This window comes from Methylobacterium sp. D53M, from assembly GCF_053345625.1.
Genome location: NZ_JBKFAL010000005.1, coordinates 109,861 through 125,428, shown reverse-complemented (window position 1 = coordinate 125,428; position 15,568 = coordinate 109,861). Strand labels below are relative to the sequence as shown.

The 15,568-nt window shown below is 70.9% G+C and carries 14 protein-coding genes; 12 read left to right on the top strand and 2 right to left on the bottom strand.

The features are described 5' to 3' along the window. Positions 1-45: 45 nt before the first annotated feature. On the bottom strand, positions 46-444 hold the full coding sequence (locus tag ACLBYG_RS11325) for a hypothetical protein (protein ID WP_020093077.1): 399 nt from the start codon (positions 442-444) through the stop codon (positions 46-48). Between the two features lie 566 nt (positions 445-1,010). Between ACLBYG_RS11325 and ACLBYG_RS11320 the strand changes: the two genes are divergently transcribed. The 4 genes from ACLBYG_RS11320 to ACLBYG_RS11305 all read left to right on the top strand — a co-directional run bounded on the left by ACLBYG_RS11320 (position 1,011) and on the right by ACLBYG_RS11305 (position 5,487). Beyond that, the gene (locus tag ACLBYG_RS11320; RefSeq protein WP_447681515.1) at positions 1,011-2,216 is read left to right on the top strand and encodes an O-antigen ligase family protein; all 1,206 of its coding nucleotides are present in this window, start codon (positions 1,011-1,013) and stop codon (positions 2,214-2,216) included. A 128-nt stretch (positions 2,217-2,344) separates the two neighbouring features. Then, entirely contained in the window at positions 2,345-3,097 is a 753-nt protein-coding gene (locus tag ACLBYG_RS11315) for a glycosyltransferase family 25 protein (RefSeq protein WP_020093075.1), read from the top strand. A gap of 300 nt (positions 3,098-3,397) precedes the next feature. Next, complete coding sequence (locus ACLBYG_RS11310) at positions 3,398-5,077, top strand: hypothetical protein (protein ID WP_447681514.1); 1,680 nt, start codon at positions 3,398-3,400, stop codon at positions 5,075-5,077. Next, positions 5,074-5,487, top strand: coding sequence for a DCC1-like thiol-disulfide oxidoreductase family protein (locus tag ACLBYG_RS11305; RefSeq protein ID WP_447681513.1), 414 nt, complete (start codon positions 5,074-5,076; stop codon positions 5,485-5,487). The genes ACLBYG_RS11310 and ACLBYG_RS11305 overlap by 4 nt, the downstream gene beginning before the upstream one ends. Before the next feature lie 40 nt (positions 5,488-5,527). Here the strand turns inward: ACLBYG_RS11305 and ACLBYG_RS11300 are convergent, their stop codons facing one another. Beyond that, complete coding sequence (locus ACLBYG_RS11300) at positions 5,528-6,454, bottom strand: glycosyltransferase family 2 protein (protein ID WP_447681512.1); 927 nt, start codon at positions 6,452-6,454, stop codon at positions 5,528-5,530. Positions 6,455-7,262: 808 nt separating this feature from the next. Here ACLBYG_RS11300 and ACLBYG_RS11295 point away from each other — a divergent pair. The 8 genes from ACLBYG_RS11295 (at position 7,263) to ACLBYG_RS11260 (ending at position 15,563) form a co-directional block, all read left to right on the top strand. Continuing rightward, a complete protein-coding gene (locus ACLBYG_RS11295; RefSeq protein WP_447681511.1) occupies positions 7,263-8,771 on the top strand; it encodes an oligosaccharide flippase family protein in 1,509 nt (502 codons plus the stop codon). Between the two features lie 159 nt (positions 8,772-8,930). Then, positions 8,931-9,839 carry a LysR family transcriptional regulator gene (locus tag ACLBYG_RS11290; RefSeq protein WP_447681510.1) on the top strand — a complete coding sequence of 303 codons (909 nt, stop codon included), beginning with the start codon at positions 8,931-8,933 and terminating at the stop codon, positions 9,837-9,839. A 165-nt stretch (positions 9,840-10,004) separates the two neighbouring features. Next, positions 10,005-10,820, top strand: coding sequence for a putative hydro-lyase (locus ACLBYG_RS11285; protein ID WP_447681509.1), 816 nt, complete (start codon positions 10,005-10,007; stop codon positions 10,818-10,820). Positions 10,821-10,863: 43 nt separating this feature from the next. Then, positions 10,864-12,135, top strand: coding sequence for an MFS transporter (locus ACLBYG_RS11280; RefSeq protein ID WP_056533220.1), 1,272 nt, complete (start codon positions 10,864-10,866; stop codon positions 12,133-12,135). Positions 12,136-12,163: 28 nt separating this feature from the next. After that, entirely contained in the window at positions 12,164-12,925 is a 762-nt protein-coding gene (locus tag ACLBYG_RS11275; RefSeq protein WP_447681508.1) for a 5-oxoprolinase subunit PxpA, read from the top strand. Beyond that, positions 12,922-13,656, top strand: a complete 735-nt coding sequence (locus ACLBYG_RS11270) for a 5-oxoprolinase subunit B family protein (RefSeq protein WP_447681507.1) — start codon at positions 12,922-12,924, stop codon at positions 13,654-13,656. The genes ACLBYG_RS11275 and ACLBYG_RS11270 overlap by 4 nt, the downstream gene beginning before the upstream one ends. Then, the gene (locus tag ACLBYG_RS11265; protein WP_447681506.1) at positions 13,656-14,672 is read left to right on the top strand and encodes a 5-oxoprolinase subunit C family protein; all 1,017 of its coding nucleotides are present in this window, start codon (positions 13,656-13,658) and stop codon (positions 14,670-14,672) included. Before ACLBYG_RS11270 ends, ACLBYG_RS11265 begins: the two co-directional genes overlap by 1 nt. 102 nt (positions 14,673-14,774) lie before the next feature. Continuing rightward, positions 14,775-15,563 (top strand): aldolase, encoded by a 789-nt coding sequence (locus tag ACLBYG_RS11260; RefSeq protein WP_447681505.1) that lies wholly within the window; start codon positions 14,775-14,777, stop codon positions 15,561-15,563. Positions 15,564-15,568 lie beyond the last annotated feature (5 nt).

Sequence of the window (15,568 nt, the reverse complement as noted above, 5' to 3'; positions counted from 1 at the left end):
GGTGCGAGGCGGGCTTCCGGTCTGCTGGGATTATGTCGGTTCGGATCAGCAATCGTTGCCGGAGACCGGGGCGGTCTGCCGATCGGCGGCGGCCTTGTTCATGGCGCCGACCGTGCCGGGCGACGCGGGCTGGTTGCCGCCGGCCAGGTTCGCGGCGGCCGGATCGGTCGAGTTCGACTTGGAGCCGGCGTCCGTCTGCGCCTGACGGTCGGCGGTCTGGTTGGCGCCCACGTTGTTCATGGCACCGACCGTGCCGGGCGACGCGGGCTGGTTGCCGCCAGCGAGATTCTTGCTCGACTTGTCGACGTCGGAGCTCTTGGGATTCGATGCCTGCTGATCGGGGCTGTTCGACTTCGTGGTTCCGGTGTTGCACGGGGCCGCGAGGGCGGGCCCGGCAGCGAGGGCCAGAAGCGCAACCGCGCCGGCCAGGTGAGAGACCTTCATCAAACGCTCCTCCAGGATTTATCGATCTCCCAAGTGCCTAATCGTCCCGTGAGTTCCGTCGCGACTGCCCAGATCTTCGATTGAGAGCGGGCCGCACACCGGATTTCGGTGCCTTCGACGTGGATCAATGTATGAATTCAGACATTGGCGCCGAAGATACCGAGCCGCTCACGTCGCGGTGGCCGATCTTCGGTGCGGCATCTTATCCCACAGGGCCCGGCCGAGCTGTTTCATCGGCCCGGCAGGACCGCGCATCGATCCGGTCGTCCCCGAGCGCCGCGCCGCCGCTACCTCGTTTGGTCGAGTTCTTGAGTCCGGGATGCCCGGGATAGCGTCGACTCGCGAGGGGGCGTGTCCGCGGCAGCCTCGAGCGGTGTCAGGCCGCGGGGCGGATGGGACACCGCCTCACCCGGGGCGTCTGAGATCGAGCGATGGCGTTTCCACGACACTTGACGGGCCTCGGACACGGTCCTGCCGGCGGCCTCGCTTGGTCGCCGGGCGGGCCGTACGGAACGGATCACCGCTGGGCCCATTCGGGCGCACCGGGCGATGGCGGCGCCGAGGCCATGCCGCGACTCGGCGTGGCCGCCTCCGCGTGGATCGTGCTGTTCCTCTTCGCCCCGGTGGTCGGAGAGCAGATCAAGCTGCCGGGCGTCGACAAGGCGATCTGGATCGGCAGCGACCTGATCGCCTTCGCGTTCCTGGTCATGCGCCGCGACCTCGCCGCCACCCTGTTCGGCAGCCGTCTGCTGCTGCTCAGCTGGCCGCTCCTCGCGATCGCGTCCGCCCTGTGGTCCCTCACGCCCGGCCTCTCGGCCTATCACGGGCTCCAGCTGCTCGCGACGATCGTGGCCGGCATCACCCTGCGGACGACGATGGGCCTGTCCCGCCTCGTCAGGATCGTCTTCCTGGGCCTCCTGGCGGGACAGCTCCTGTCGGCCTTTCTCACGGTGGCGGCGCCCGCCCTGACGCGCGGGACGGACGGCAACTGGGCCGGGATCTACTCGCACAAGAACGTCCTCGGATCCCTGTCGAGCCTCCAGATCCTCTGCGCGGCCTGCCTGTTCCTGCAGGGCTGGAACCGTCTCCTGACCGCGTTCGGATTCTGCCTGGCCCTGGCGCTCCTCGTGTCGACGCACTCGGCCACCGCCCTGGTGGCGGCCGCCGCGGGGCTGTTGCCGCTCGCCGCGATCTTCGCGTGGCGCCAGGGCAAGCACGTGACGGGCTTCTGCCTCGGCATCGCCATCGCCCTGGCGGGCGTCGGGATCCTCGTCGTCGCCGCGCGGGGCGCCGACATCTCGGCGAGCGTGCTGTCGGATCTCGGCAAGGACACCACGCTGACCGGCCGCACCATCCTCTGGCAGTTCGGCCTCGACCAGTTCTGGCGGGAGCCGCTCATCGGCATCGGCTACAAGGCCTACTGGGAGAGCCCGCTCACCACGGCCGCCTACCTGCACTTCGTCACGAAGCAGAAGCTGTGGTTCTTCCACAACAACTTCATCGACACGGCCGTGGCGTTCGGGATCGTCGGCCTGGTCCTCTTCACGGCCGCGCTGCTCGACACCGCGCGCCGGGTGATCGCCCATTTCGCGCGCTCCTCCGGCTACGTCGAGGCGTGGCCGATCCTGTTCATGAGCCAGCTCTTCGTCCTGGTCTGTTTCGAGTGCCCTCTCTTCGTCAATCACGGTCTCCACCAACTCCTGCTGGCGGCGATCCTGCCGGTGGTGCGGTCGCCGACCGTCGACGGGAGCGACCCGGCCGCCCGCGATTGAGCTCGCAGGCCGGAGCGCCGTCCGGACCCCGGCGCAGATCCGGACGGCCGGAGCCGGAGGACGCGGTCGGGAAGGATCACGGCCGCCGAACGCGGCCGGCCCGACGGGCCCCATCAGAGGTGACTACGATGTACTGCTTCGGGATCTCCCTGCCCCGGTTCCGCGAACGGCACGCCTACCTATCCCGGCACCTCGCCGAGGTGTGGGGGCCGCGCTGCGAGATCACCGGCTATGAAGGCCCGGTCCCGGATCCGAACGCCCCGTTCCAACCCGACCTGACGGCCGGTCAGATCGGGTGCGCGCTGTCCCACATGAGCGCCTACGAGCGGATGATCGCGCTCGACCTGCCGCACGCGCTCATCGTCGAGGATGACGTCGTTCTGCCGCCGCAGATCCATCAGATCGTGGCCGGCATCGAGGCCGCCTTGCGGCCGGGCGACGTCGTCCTGCTCTTCAATTGGGCCGAGACGGTCGGGCCGTTCAGCTCAGTCGACACCGTCACCATCGGCGAATACCGGTTGTGCCTGCCCATGGACATGAGCAGCCTCGGCACGGCCGCAGCCTACGTGATCACCCGGTCGGCGGCCGAGGGGATCCTGCGGGCCAACCGCCCGGTCGCGGTGACGTCGGACAACTGGGCCTACTTCTTCGAGCGCGGCGCCCTGACATGCGGTCGCGCGCTCGTCCCGAACGCCGTCTCGCGGAAACCTTTCGAGTCGACCATCTTCACGTCCCGCTCCAGGATCGCGGCCTTCCTGAAAGGCAACCCGATCCTCAAGCCCCTCTTCGCCGCGCGCCGCCGGGTCCTGGCGGAGCGGGTCGCCGCCAAGCTGACATTCGTCGACGAGACCTCACCGCTGGCGGGACAGGCGCCGCGCTGACGCCCGTCCCACCGCGCGCAGCGGCGGGTAGAGCCCGGGGGCCGGGACGGTCGGGGTAGCCGAAAGGCGTAGGGGCGATCGCCCTCTTTGCAGCCTCTCACACACCCGTGAAGTGCCAAGCTCTCCGGCGAGGCAGGAGCCCGGGGCGGCAGGACAGGTCCGCGGCGGGTCCTCCTCGAGACGCCCGCATGACGGCGGACCCCGTTCGGCCGCTGGCCGCCCCGTCGTCGCGGGCCCTTGAGGATGAGAGGTCGTCGCTGCGCCCAGCGGCGGTCGCACCAGCGCGGCGGAAGACAGACGATGAGCAGCACGCTCCCGATCACCGGCCCGGACAAGGCCCTCGACACCGCCCTGCGACGCCTCGTCCGACCGGTGGCGGAGCGGGCGCGCTACTACCTGATCCTGCTCGCGCAGATCGGCGCCCTCCTGGTCCTGCTGAAGATCTCGCACGGCGTCACGGCGATCAACAACTACTACGGCGTGGTGCTGCCCGTGGCGCTGGCCCTCGCGATGACGCGGGTGCGCTTCGCCGCCGCCGATCTCGCGTCGGTCCGGCTGCTGCAGATGATCGGCGTGATCGCGGGCGGCTACGCGCTGATCCACTACCCGCTCTTCCCCGTCATTCTGCCCGGGGCGAAGGCGACCGTCGCCGTCACGGCCATCGCGGTGCTGTGGGTCGCGGCCGTGGCCAGCGGCGTGCTCTGCCTGCGCTGGCCCTCGCTCGCCCTGATCAGCGCCACCTACCTGGTCTGGAGCAAGCAGGCGGTCATCCGGGTGACCGGCCTCTGGCACGGGCACATCATCGACGTGGTGCCGCTCGCGGAGGTGAGCTTCTGCCTCGTCGCGGGCCTGCTGGTCGCCCACGGGACGGCGCGTCTGCGCGACTGGCGCGGGCTCGGCGCCGCGGTGCGGTCGGACGTCGCGTCGGCCAGCGCGATGTTCTCGAAAGTGCTGATCGCGGCGGCGATCAGCATCCACCTCGGCAATTACTATTCGTCATTCCTGGCCAAGGTCACGCTCGACGACGGGCCGTTCTCGTGGCTGCTCAACAACGATCCCGGCAAGATCTTCATCGTCGGCCTCGACAACAACCACGTCCCCTACGCCGGCTGGCCCGTGCTGGTGGAGGCGATGCGCACGATCCTGAGCCATTCGAGCGCGCTGACCAACACCCTCATCCTGGTCGGCCAGGGCATCGCCCTGGTGGGGATCCTCATGCCGCGCCGCTGGCTGCTGCTGCTGCTCCTCGGCTTCGACGTGATGCACCTCTCGATCATCGTGCTCATGGGCGCCAACTTCGCCCCCTGGATCATGCTGAACCTCGCCATCGCGGCCGTCGTCGTGAGCCGGCACTACGAGCGGCCCCCGGTCTCGGTCGGGATCCTGTCGGTGCTGTTCATCCTGACCGGCAACACGTTCATGACCCAGGCCTGGCTCGGCTGGTACGACACCCTGGCCAACAACAAGATGTACTTCGAGGCGGTCGACCGGACCGGCCAGCGGCACTACGTGCCGACCAACTTCTTCACCTTCTACTCGTACCCGTTCGCCCACATGGCCTACGGCGCGCCCGACGCGGCGAACGCCTTCGCCCTCGACAACCCGAACGGCGGCACGCAGGTCTTCCGCAAGGTCACGGCCTCGACGACCTGCGACGTTCCCGTCCTGACCGCACCGGACGGCCTGGGCCAGGAATACTCGAAGTCGGAGATCGACGGGCCGGCGCTGGACGCCTACGTCCGGGGCTACCACCGCCTCGTCAGCGCGATCCGCGACAGGACGGGCCTGTTCCCCTACGCGGTCTATCCGCACCACTTCTTCGTCCCGCTCCAGTACGCCGCTGGCTTCGACACCCTCGCCATGGCCGACATCGTCGCCTACGTGTACCGGCGCGAATCCGTCTGCTTCAGCCTGCAGGACGGCGTCCCCGTCCGCCGCGTGGTGTCCGAAGCCGAGCACAGGATCGACCTGACGCCATGACCACCCCCTCGACCGAGGCCGCCCTGACGGTGGTCTACGACGGCGAATGCCCGTTCTGCTCCAACTACGTGCACCTCATGGCCCTGCGCCGGTCGGTCGGCACCGTCGCCCTGGTGGACGCCCGGAGCGGGGGTCCCCTGGTCGACGAGATCGCGCGGCGCGGGTACGACCTCGACGAGGGCATGGTCGTCCGGCATGGCCCGGACCTCTATTACGGCGCGGACGCCCTCGTCCTGCTGTCGCGCCTCAGCGACGACCGGGGCGCGGCGAGCCGGCTCCTGGCGCGGCTGCTGCGCAGCCCCGGACGCGCGCGGCTTCTCTACCCGGCGATGAAGCTCGGGCGGCGCGTCACGCTCCGGATGCTCGGCCGGACGCGCCTCGCGCGGCCCGGCGGCGCGCCGGCCCGCTGAGCGGGCCGCGCTCCCGCGCCTCCCGCCGGCCCGGAGCGCCCTAGGCCCGGGCGGGCGCGCGCGTCAGCAGCATCCGCGCGCTGTGCCAGGCGAAGGCCAGGACGCCGCTCAGATTGGCGGTCACGATGGCGCGCCACGTCAGGCCGAGCTGCGCGTCGAAGCACGGGCCCCCGACCAGTTCGCGGGCGGCGTTGCGGGCGGACCAGTACAGGTGCTTGATCAGCCACGGGCTGCGGCCGATGTGCTTGGCGTAGAGCGCGCCGTTGCCGAACTGGTAGTTCCAGTGCAGCCGGTCGATCGTGCGCGGGTCCCGGCGCCCGTGGAAGTGCTTGACGCTCATGTCGGGCACGTACTCGACCGCCACGCCGGCCGCCCAGCCGCGGTAGATGAAGTCCGTGTCCTCGGCCGCGCGGAACGTCGCCCCGGGGCCGAACGCCGCGTCGAACCCGCCGATCCGCTCGATGACGGCCCGGCTGCAGGTCATGTTGCAGCCGTGGACGAAGCCGCCGGGATGGGCCGGATACGTCAGCCGGCTCGCCAGGGCCTCGGTCTTCGTGGTGAAGTCGATGTCCTGGGTCGATCCCAGTTCGACACGGCCACCGCGGATGACGCTTTCCGTGTCGCCGGCATAGTGCGCGATCAGATCTCGCAGATACTGGTCCGACACGACGCAATCGTCGTCGATGAACGCGATGATGTCTCCGGACGCGCGCGCGATCGCGGCGTTCCGAGACCCGGCGACACCTGGGCGCGCCTGCGTGAGGAGCAGAACGTCGCGTCGATCGATCGAGATTGACGCGGACCAGCGCTTCAACGCCGCGTCCGTGCCGTCCTCGGACCCGTTATCGACGACGATGATCTCGGCCTCAGCTTCGGGCGCGGCCTCGATCGCGCGGACCACCGAGTCGAGCGTCTGCAGAAGGGACGCTACACGGTTGCGAGTACATACGATGAAGCTGATTTTCATTTGGCATTATTCCATAAATACTGCCAGAATTGCGACCTTCTAAAACGATTCACAGACAATGTATAGTAATATTATTGCACTTTCTCAATCCGTGCGCCGTAGGGGCGGCTACGCCTTTTGGATGCGGAACCGAATGTCATGCAGTTGTGGCGGCGCAATATTTGGCGTCCCCGACGCAAAGCGACGGCCGCTTGGATCCTTTGACGGGCTATAGAAAAGTCCAGATCCGCGCCAGCACCGGACGATGATCTCCGGTATTCGATCCCACCGACCCGTCAAGCCGGGAAAATCTTGCGGAAATTTACTGTTCTGTCGGCTATAAAGCGGAATAGGTCACGCGCGCACTGCGACGGAATGCGAACCGTTGAGCCTTTCGACCGGACCTCCAAGTTGTTCCGCGAGGACTTCGGCCGAAACATCGGATCATCCCGACCGTGCCGCGCGCCGCTTGCACATTCGGAAATCTTCGTTCGGCCTCGGCATACGGCGCTGCCAACGTGAACGGGGCTCGAAGTGCGTTCGGCAAGATGAATATATTACGTGCCGGTTCATGACGCGGGCAGATCACGGATATGTCCGCCCGATACAGTCAAATCGGATTCCCGGGCTCGGGAGCGGGCGAGTTCTCGGGCCTCTCTGCAGCGCCTGATCTGCACGGCGGCCCGACCTGGCCTCGGCCATCGGGCGTGGGCACGGTCCTCCGATTGGCCAGCTGCCGCGGTCCACCGGGCACTGTTAAGCCGTCCCGACCGATCGCGCCCTGCCCGCAGCCGGCGCCGCCGCCACCCTGTTGCGTCCGAAGGATCCCATGGCAGAACTCCGAGAGGGGCCGGAAGCGACGGCGCCGCCCGCGTTCTCGAAGCGCCGGAGCCTAGCCTGGATGGGATTCTGCCAGGGCGGGCTGTTCCTGGCACAGTTCGGCACCTCGCTGGCCCTCGCGCGCCTGCTGACGCCCCACGAGACCGGCATCTTCAGCCTCGCCGCCGCCATCGCGGGCCTGCTGTCCACGCTGCGCTCCTGCGGCCTGTCGAGCTACATCGTCCGGGCGGAGCGGGTGGACGCGGCCCTGCTGGCGAGCGTGTTCACGGTGAACCTGATGCTGTCGGGCGCGGCGGCGCTCCTGATCCTGGCCTTCAGCGTGTTCGGCAGCGTCCTCCTTGGCGAGCCGGAGGTCCAGCGCGCCCTGGCCGTCCTCGCCGTCGTGCCGCTGGTCGGCGCGCTGGAATTCCGCCCGGCCGCCATGATCGAGCGGCACGGCAATTTCCGCGGCGTGGCCCTCGTCAACATGCTGCGCGGTCTCGTCGCCAGCGGCGCGATGCTGGCGCTCGCGCTCCTCGGCTTCAGCTACATGAGCCAGGCCTACGGACAGGCCGCGGGCGCCGTGGCGGCGGCGCTGGCCGCGAACGGCCTCGGCCTGCGCTACGTGTCGCTGCGCCTGGGGCTCGCGGGCTGGCGCGAGATCCTGACCTACGGCGGTCGCCTCTTCGCCATCGCGGGCGTCGCGGGGATCGCCGGCCGGATGGGCGACCTCGTCCTCGGGCGGATGCTCGGGCTCAGCGCCCTCGGCCTCTACTCCCGCGCGGCGAGCCTCAACACCCTGATGTGGGACCACCTGCACGTGGTGATCACGCGCATCACCTTCGTGGACCTCGCCAACCAGCAGCGGAACGGTCAGTCCCTGCGCACCTGCTACCTCCACACGCTGCGGATGATCACCGTGCTGCTCTGGCCGGCCTTCGCGGGCGCGGCCGTCCTGGCCGGTCCGATCGTGCGCGTCCTGCTCGGGCCGGGCTGGGAGGGCGCGGCGCTGCCCTTCTGCCTGCTGTCCCTGGCGGCGATCGTCCTGACCTCGCTCAGCATGACCTGGGAGGTGTTCCTGATCCGGGACCAGACCGCCCTGCAGGCGCGGTTCGAGTTCCTGCGCCACGGCGCCGGCCTCGTGATGTTCAGCATCGGCTGCCTGTTCGGCCTCGGCGGCGCGGGCGCGGCCCGGATCGGCGAGGCGTTCCTGGCCGTCGGCCTCTACCGGCCGCATCTCGAGCGGATGACCGACACGTTCCGGCGCGACTACGCCCCCATCTACCTCCACGCCGCCACCCTGACGGCGATCGCCGTCGCGCCCGCCATCCTGGTGATGTCGGCCTGGGGCTGGTCGGCCGAGACGCCGCTCCCGAGCCTCGCGGCCGCGATCGCCGCGGGCATCGCGGGCTGGGTCTGCGGCCTCTGGTACCTGGACCATCCCCTCGTCGCGGAAGCGCGCCTGCTGCTCGCGCACATGCGCCCTGCCCGCCCGGCCACGACCGTGTCGGATCTCTAGAGCCGTTCCCGATCACCCCGAGACGGGGGCGATAGCCGGGCGCATGCGCGCGAGGGGCGGGTACCCTCTCCCGTACGGAGGGGACCGCCGCACGCTTGCGCTTCCGCGCGCCGCGGCGCGATATGGCCGGGCACGGCGGCGAGGCGGGACGATCGCGGGATGGCGGATTTCCGCAGCTTGGAGGTGTTCTACTGGGTCGCGAAACTCTCGAGCTTTCGCCGCGCCAGTGAGAAGGTGAACACCACGCAGCCGGCGGTCTCCCAGCGCATCGCGGCCCTGGAGCACGAGTACGGGACGCTGTTCGAGCGCCGCAGCCGGGACGTCGCGCTGACGGAGCGGGGACGCCTGCTCCTCGGATTCGCGGAGCGGTTCCTGGCGCTCCAGTCCGAGATGAGCGCGGCCCTGCACGAGACCGGCCGGACGCGGGGCACCCTGCGGCTCGGCGTGTCCGAGACCATCGTCCACCTCTGGCTGTCGCGCTTCATCGAGCGCATGCGCGCCACCCATCCCGGCATCGGCGTCGACATCACGGTCGACATCTCGCCAAACATGCAGGCCGCCCTCGTCGCCGACGAGATCGACCTCGCCCTCCTCGTCGGCCCGATCACCCTGCCGAGCTTCGCCAACCGGCCCCTGTTCAGCACCCCCGTGGCCTGGATCGCCGCGCCCGGCCTGCTGCCGGGCGACGAGCCCCTGAGCCTCGGCGCGCTGCTGCACCACCCGCTCATCACCTACCCGCGCAACACCAGCCCCTACGTCGAGCTGCGCGACCTCGTCCTCCAGGAGAACCTCCTGCCGAGCCAGATCCACACGAGCGCCTCTCTGGCCACCATCGTGAAGATGGGCGTGGAGGGCCTCGGGATCTGCGTGATCCCCCCGGCCGTGGTCGAGGCCGAACTGCGTGCCGGTACCCTGCGCGTCCTGCCGGCCGAGCCGCAGCTCTCGGACCTGACCTTCACGGCGATGCACACCAAGCGGCCGGCCCACCACTTCGTGGCGGACGCGGCCCGCCTCGCCCAGGACGTCGCCGAGACCTGGGCCGCCGAGACCTGGGCCGCCGGCCGATAAGTCCGGTTTATCGCGCCCCATTCGCAATCACGATTGGCCTGCTCCGCGGCGCGATGGGATCGTTGCCGCAGGAAATGAATCGCTGAAGCGATCGGGATCTCGCGGAATACGGACGGCCGACGCGGCCGCTCCGGCGCGCGACGACCAGCCAGGGAGATCAACGCGGTGAGCCAGCACGCGGGCGCCGACGGCGCGCCACCTGTCTTCGCCGACGCGGCGGACGCGCGGCGCGCGATCCGCGCGGGTCGGTTCCGGGGCCACACCTCGGGTCTCGTCCCCGCCCACGCGCAGGGCAACCTGATGATCCTGCCGCGGGCCATGGCGGAGGATTTCCACCGCTTCTGCCAGCAGAACCCGAAGCCCTGCCCGATCCTCGGCGTCTCGCGGCCCGGCGACCGCGCACTGCCGACGCTGGGGACCGATCTCGACCTCGCCACCGACGTCCCCGGCTATCGCGTCTACGAGGGCGGCGAGCTCGTGGCGGAGCTGCCCGACCTGACCGGCGTGTGGCGGGACGACCTCGTCACCTTCGTCCTCGGCTGCTCCTTCTCGTTCGAGGCCGGCCTGATCGCGGCGGGCATCCCGCTCCGGCACGTCGCCCTCGGCCGCAACGTCGCGATGTACCGGACGTCCATCGCCACCGAGCCGTCGGGCCCGTTCCACGGTCCGCTCGTCGTCTCCATGCGTCCCATGAAGGCGGCGGACGCCATCAAGGCCGTGCAGGTGACGGCCCGGATGCCGGCGGTTCACGGGGCGCCGATCCATCTCGGCGATCCGGGCCTGATCGGCATCCGCGACCTCGCGCGGCCGGATTTCGGCGATCCCGTGCCGATCGAGCCGGACGAGATCCCGGTCTTCTGGGCCTGCGGGGTCACCCCCCAGGCGGTGGCGATGGCGGCGCGGCTGCCGCTCTGCATAACCCACGCGCCCGGTCACATGCTGATCACCGACCTCCTCAACCGCGACCTGCCGTTCCTGTGACCCTCCCGGCCGCGCGGCGGCCCGTCCGCAAAGGAGTTGCGCCATGTGGGTGAAAGACACGAGTCCGGCGGAGCGCCGGGTCCTAGGCGCGGCCTTCGCGGGCTACGGCGTCGATGCGTTCGACTACATGATCTACACGTTCCTGATCCCGACCCTCGTCGTGGTCTGGGGCCTGACCAAGGTCGAGGCCGGCAATATCGCGACCGCCGCGCTGGTGACCTCGGCGATCGGCGGCTGGGCGGCCGGGATCCTGGCCGACCGCTACGGCCGGGTCGTCGTCCTGCAGGGCACTGTCGCCTGGTTCACCCTGTTCACGGTGCTCAGCGGCTTCACCCATTCCTACGAGCAGCTGCTCGTGACCCGCGCACTGCAGGGCTTCGGCTTCGGCGGCGAGTGGTCGGTGGGGTCGGTGCTGATCGCCGAGACGATCCAGGCCCGCTACCGCGGCAAGGCGGTGGGGCTCGTCCAGTCGAGCTGGGCGGTCGGCTGGGCCTGCGCGGCGATCGCCTTCTGGGCCGTGTTCGCCCTGGCGGAGCCGGCGGTGGCGTGGCGGATCCTGTTCTGGCTCGGCGCCCTGCCCTCGGTGCTGATCTTCTGGATCCGCCGCAACATCGAGGACCCCGAGGTCTACCGGCAGACCCGCGCCGCCATGCGGGACGTCGGCGACACCGGCAGCTTCCTCGACATCTTCTCCCGGCCGCTGATCGGCCGGACCGTGCTGGCGAGCCTGCTGGCGACCGGCATGCAGGGCGGCTACTACGCGGTGACGACGTGGCTCCCGACCTACCTGAAGACCGAGCGCAACCTCTCGGTCCTGAACACCAGCGGCTACCTGCTGATGCTGATCTTCGGGTCGTTCGTCGGGTACCTGACCAGCGCGTGGCTCTCCGACCGCATCGGGCGTCGCCTGGGCTTCGTCCTGTTCGGCTTCTGCGCGGGTATCCTCGTCCTGGCCTACACGCTGATCCCGATCACCGACCCGGTGATGCTGGTCCTTGGCTTCCCCCTCGGCTTCTTCCTCTCGGGCGTCTTCTCCGGGATGGGCGCCTTCCTGAGCGAGCTGTTCCCGAGCCGGATCCGCGGCTCCGCGCAGGGCTTCTGCTACAATTTCGGCCGCGCCACCGGCGCGATCTGCCCGGCCGTGGTGGGTCATCTCAGCGGCTCGCTGACACTCGGCATCGCCATCGGCGTCGTGGCGGCGGGTGCCTATTGCCTCGTGATCGTCGCGGCGCTTCTCTTGCCGGAGACGGCGGGCCGCGCGCTCGATTCTCGCAGCGCGGATCCGGCCGAGCCGGAACCCGTTGCGGCCCTATGAGACCCGATCGGCACGCGGAGCGGCGACGATGACCAGCGTGGACCTGAATTCCGACCTCGGCGAGGGCTACGGCGCCTACGCCTGCGGCGACGACGCGGCGATCCTCGGGATCGTCACCTCGGCCAACGTCGCCTGCGGCCTCCACGCCGGCGACCCCGAGATCATGGCCCGGACCTTCGCGCTGGCGAAGGAGCGCGGCGTCGCGGTCGGCGCCCATCCGGGCTTCCCGGATCTCTGGGGCTTCGGGCGGCGGCGGATGCCCTACAGCCCGGCCGAGATCGAGCGGCTGGTCGCCTACCAGATCGGCGCCGCGCAGGCGCTCGCCGCCTATGCCGGCCACCGCATCACCTACGTGAAGGCGCACGGGGCGCTGGCCAACGTCGCCGCCGAGGAGCGGCCGGTGGCCGACGCCATCGCCCGCGCGGTCCGCGCGGTGGACCGGGAACTCGCGCTGCTCGCCATCGCGCTGACCGCCCAGGTGCCGGCGGGCGAGGTCTGCGGCCTCGAGGTTCACCAGGAGATCTTCGCCGATCGCGGCTACACGCCGACCGGCCTCTTGATCCCCCGCAGCCAGCCCGGCGCGATGATCACCGATGCCGGCGAGGCGGCCGACCGCGTCCTGCGCATGGTCGAGGCGGGCGCGATCCTCACGGCCGACGGCCAAGCGCTGCCGACGCCGATCCGCTCGATCTGCGTCCACGGCGATTCCGACCACGCCGTCGCCACGGCGCGGGCGGTGCGGACCCGGCTGGAGGGCGCGGGCGTCACGCTGGCGCCGTTCCGGCCGTGAGCGCGGCGCTGGACGAGCCCCGCCTCCTCGACGCCGGCGAGGCGGCCCTCGTGGTCGAGTTCGGCAGCACCGTCGACCCCGCGATCAGCGACCGGGTCCTGGCCCTCGACGACGCCCTCGGGGCGGACCCGCCCGAGGGGCTGCGCGAGCGCGTGCCGACCTACCGCTCCCTGATGCTGCACTACGACCCGCTGGTGCTCGACCGCGAGACGCTCGCCGAGCGGGTCCGGGCGCTGGTGGCCGGCGCGACGGCGCGCGCGGCGAGCCCGATACTCTGGACCCTGCCCTGCTGCTACGACGCCCCCCACGGGGAGGACGTCGCGCAGGTCGCCGAGCGGAGCGGCCTGAGCCCGGAGAATGTGGTGTCGACCCACGCGGCCACGACGTTCCGGGTCTACATGTACGGCTTCGCGCCGGGCTTCGCCTATCTCGGCGGCCTGCCGAAGTCCCTGGCGGTGCCCCGGCGGGCGAGCCCGCGGCCACCGCACCCGCGCAACGCGATCATGATCGGCGGCGGCCTCGCCGCGGTGGCGACCGTGCCGATGCCGACCGGCTGGTACGTGATCGGCGCGACGCCGTCCCGCCTCTACGCGCCGGAGCGCGACCCGAGCTTCTTCGTCGGCGCCGGCGACCTGATCCGCTTCGAGCCCGTCGATGCCGCGACCTTCGACGCCCTCACGGCCCGCGAGGCGGCGGGCGAGCCGGTGGCCCGCCGCGGGGAGGCGCGCTGATGACCGCCCTCGTCATCGACTCCGCCGGACCCGGCGTCACCCTGCAGGACGGGGGCCGGCACGGCTACCTGCGCTACGGCATCACGGCCGCGGGCCCGATGGACCCGCTGATGCACGCCGCCGCCAACCGGGCGGCGTCGAACCCCCTCGACGCCACCGCCATCGAGATCTCCACCGGCGGCGTCACCGTCTCGGCGGAGGATGGCGCCGTCGGGCTCGCCCTGCTGGCGCCGGGCTTCCGCGTCGCGCTGGACGGGCTGCCCCTGCTCGACACGGTCGCGCTCGCCCTGGAGCCCGGCCAGACCCTCGTCGTGCGGGCCGGCGATGCCGGCGCCTGGGGCTACCTCGCGGTCGCCGGGCGGCTCGACGTGGCGCCGGTCCTCGGCTCGGCGGCGACCCATACCCGCTCGGGGCTCGGCGGCCTCGACGGGCGCGGCCTCGCCGCGGGCGACCGCCTCCCCGTCGCCGAGGGCCGGACCCCGGACGGGGCGCCGCAGCGGCTCCTCGCGCCCTGGCTCGCCCGCGACGGCCGGGAGATCCGGGTCGTGCTGGGCCCGCAGGACGACTACTTCGCGCCCGACCAGGTCGAGGCCTTCCTGGCCGGTCCCTGGACGGTCTCGCCGCGGGGCGACCGGATGGCCTGCTTCGTCGACGGCACGCCGCTGAGGCACGCCAAGGGGCACGACATCGTCTCCGACGGCGTCGCCATGGGGGCGATCCAGGTGCCCGGCAACGGCCTGCCGATCATCCTGATGGCCGACCGGCAATCCACCGGCGGCTACCCGAAGATCGCCACGGTCATCGGGCCGGATCTCGGGCGGCTGGCGCAGGTCCGGGGCGGGGCGAGCCTGTCGTTCCGGCGCGTCTCGGTGGCGGAGGCGGTCGCGGCGCGCCGCGCCGAGCGCGATCTCCTGCGCGAGGCGATCCCGCGCGAGCCGGTCATCCGCACGGATTTCGCGTCGGACTTCCTGCTCGGCCTCAACCTCGTCGGCGGCGTCACCGACGGCCGCGCCTGAGCGCTTGATACCTGAGCGCTTGGCGCCTGAGCGCGAGCGTCTAGAGTGCGGCCCCGGCCGGTTGGCCCGGCCCGATCCCGAGACACAGGAAAGCCCGCACGCATGGCGCACGCCGTTACCGCCCCGGGAACCCCGCCCGCCCGCAGCAACGAGCCCCTGAACGCCGACAGCATGCGCCGCGCCCGGATCGACCTCGCCGCCTGCCTGCGCTGGGCCGCCCGCAACGGCCTGGAAGAGGGCATCTGCAACCACTTCTCGGCGGTGCTGCCGGAGCGGCCCGACCTGTTCCTAGTCAATCCCTACGGCCTCGCCTTCGCGGAGGTCACCGCGTCGAGCCTGCTCCTCTGCGACTTCCACGGCAACGTCCTCGAGGGCGACGGCCAGCCGGAGGCGACCGCCTTCCACATCCACGCCGAGCTGCACCGGCTGAAGCCCCGCGCCCGGGCCGCGTTCCACACCCACATGCCCTATTCGACGGCCCTGGCCATGCTGGAGGGCGAGCCCCTGGTGTGGGCGGGCCAGACCGCCCTGCGCTTCTACGGCCGGATCGCCGTGGACGAGGATTACAACGGTCTCGCGCTCGACTCGTCCGAGGGCCGGCGGATCGCTGAGAGCGCCGGCGAGGCGGACGTGGTGTTCCTGAAGAACCACGGCGTGATGGTGCTGGGCGAGACGATCGCGGAGGCCTGGGACGACCTCTACTACCTGGAGCGCGCCGCGCAGGCGCAGGTCCTGGCGATGAGCACGGGGCGCGCGCTCAAGGCCGTGCCCGAGGCGATCGTGCAGCGCGTGGCGGCCCAGGAGGCGGCCGGCCGCGCCGAGAGCGCGCGCCTGCACCTGGAGAGCGTCAAGCGGGTGCTCGCCCGGGACGAGCCCGCCTTCCTGGCGTGAGCGCC

What these genes read in the sequence shown, in the direction of transcription:
- ACLBYG_RS11325 (WP_020093077.1), bottom strand. Translation starts at nt 444, where the DNA reads ATGAAGGTCTCTCACCTGGCCGGCGCGGTTGCGCTTCTGGCCCTCGCT.
- ACLBYG_RS11320 (WP_447681515.1), top strand. Translation starts at nt 1,011, where the DNA reads ATGCCGCGACTCGGCGTGGCCGCCTCCGCGTGGATCGTGCTGTTCCTC.
- ACLBYG_RS11315 (WP_020093075.1), top strand. Translation starts at nt 2,345, where the DNA reads ATGTACTGCTTCGGGATCTCCCTGCCCCGGTTCCGCGAACGGCACGCC.
- ACLBYG_RS11310 (WP_447681514.1), top strand. Translation starts at nt 3,398, where the DNA reads ATGAGCAGCACGCTCCCGATCACCGGCCCGGACAAGGCCCTCGACACC.
- ACLBYG_RS11305 (WP_447681513.1), top strand. Translation starts at nt 5,074, where the DNA reads ATGACCACCCCCTCGACCGAGGCCGCCCTGACGGTGGTCTACGACGGC.
- ACLBYG_RS11300 (WP_447681512.1), bottom strand. Translation starts at nt 6,454, where the DNA reads ATGAAAATCAGCTTCATCGTATGTACTCGCAACCGTGTAGCGTCCCTT.
- ACLBYG_RS11295 (WP_447681511.1), top strand. Translation starts at nt 7,263, where the DNA reads ATGGCAGAACTCCGAGAGGGGCCGGAAGCGACGGCGCCGCCCGCGTTC.
- ACLBYG_RS11290 (WP_447681510.1), top strand. Translation starts at nt 8,931, where the DNA reads ATGGCGGATTTCCGCAGCTTGGAGGTGTTCTACTGGGTCGCGAAACTC.
- ACLBYG_RS11280 (WP_056533220.1), top strand. Translation starts at nt 10,864, where the DNA reads ATGTGGGTGAAAGACACGAGTCCGGCGGAGCGCCGGGTCCTAGGCGCG.
- ACLBYG_RS11275 (WP_447681508.1), top strand. Translation starts at nt 12,164, where the DNA reads ATGACCAGCGTGGACCTGAATTCCGACCTCGGCGAGGGCTACGGCGCC.
- ACLBYG_RS11265 (WP_447681506.1), top strand. Translation starts at nt 13,656, where the DNA reads ATGACCGCCCTCGTCATCGACTCCGCCGGACCCGGCGTCACCCTGCAG.
- ACLBYG_RS11260 (WP_447681505.1), top strand. Translation starts at nt 14,775, where the DNA reads ATGGCGCACGCCGTTACCGCCCCGGGAACCCCGCCCGCCCGCAGCAAC.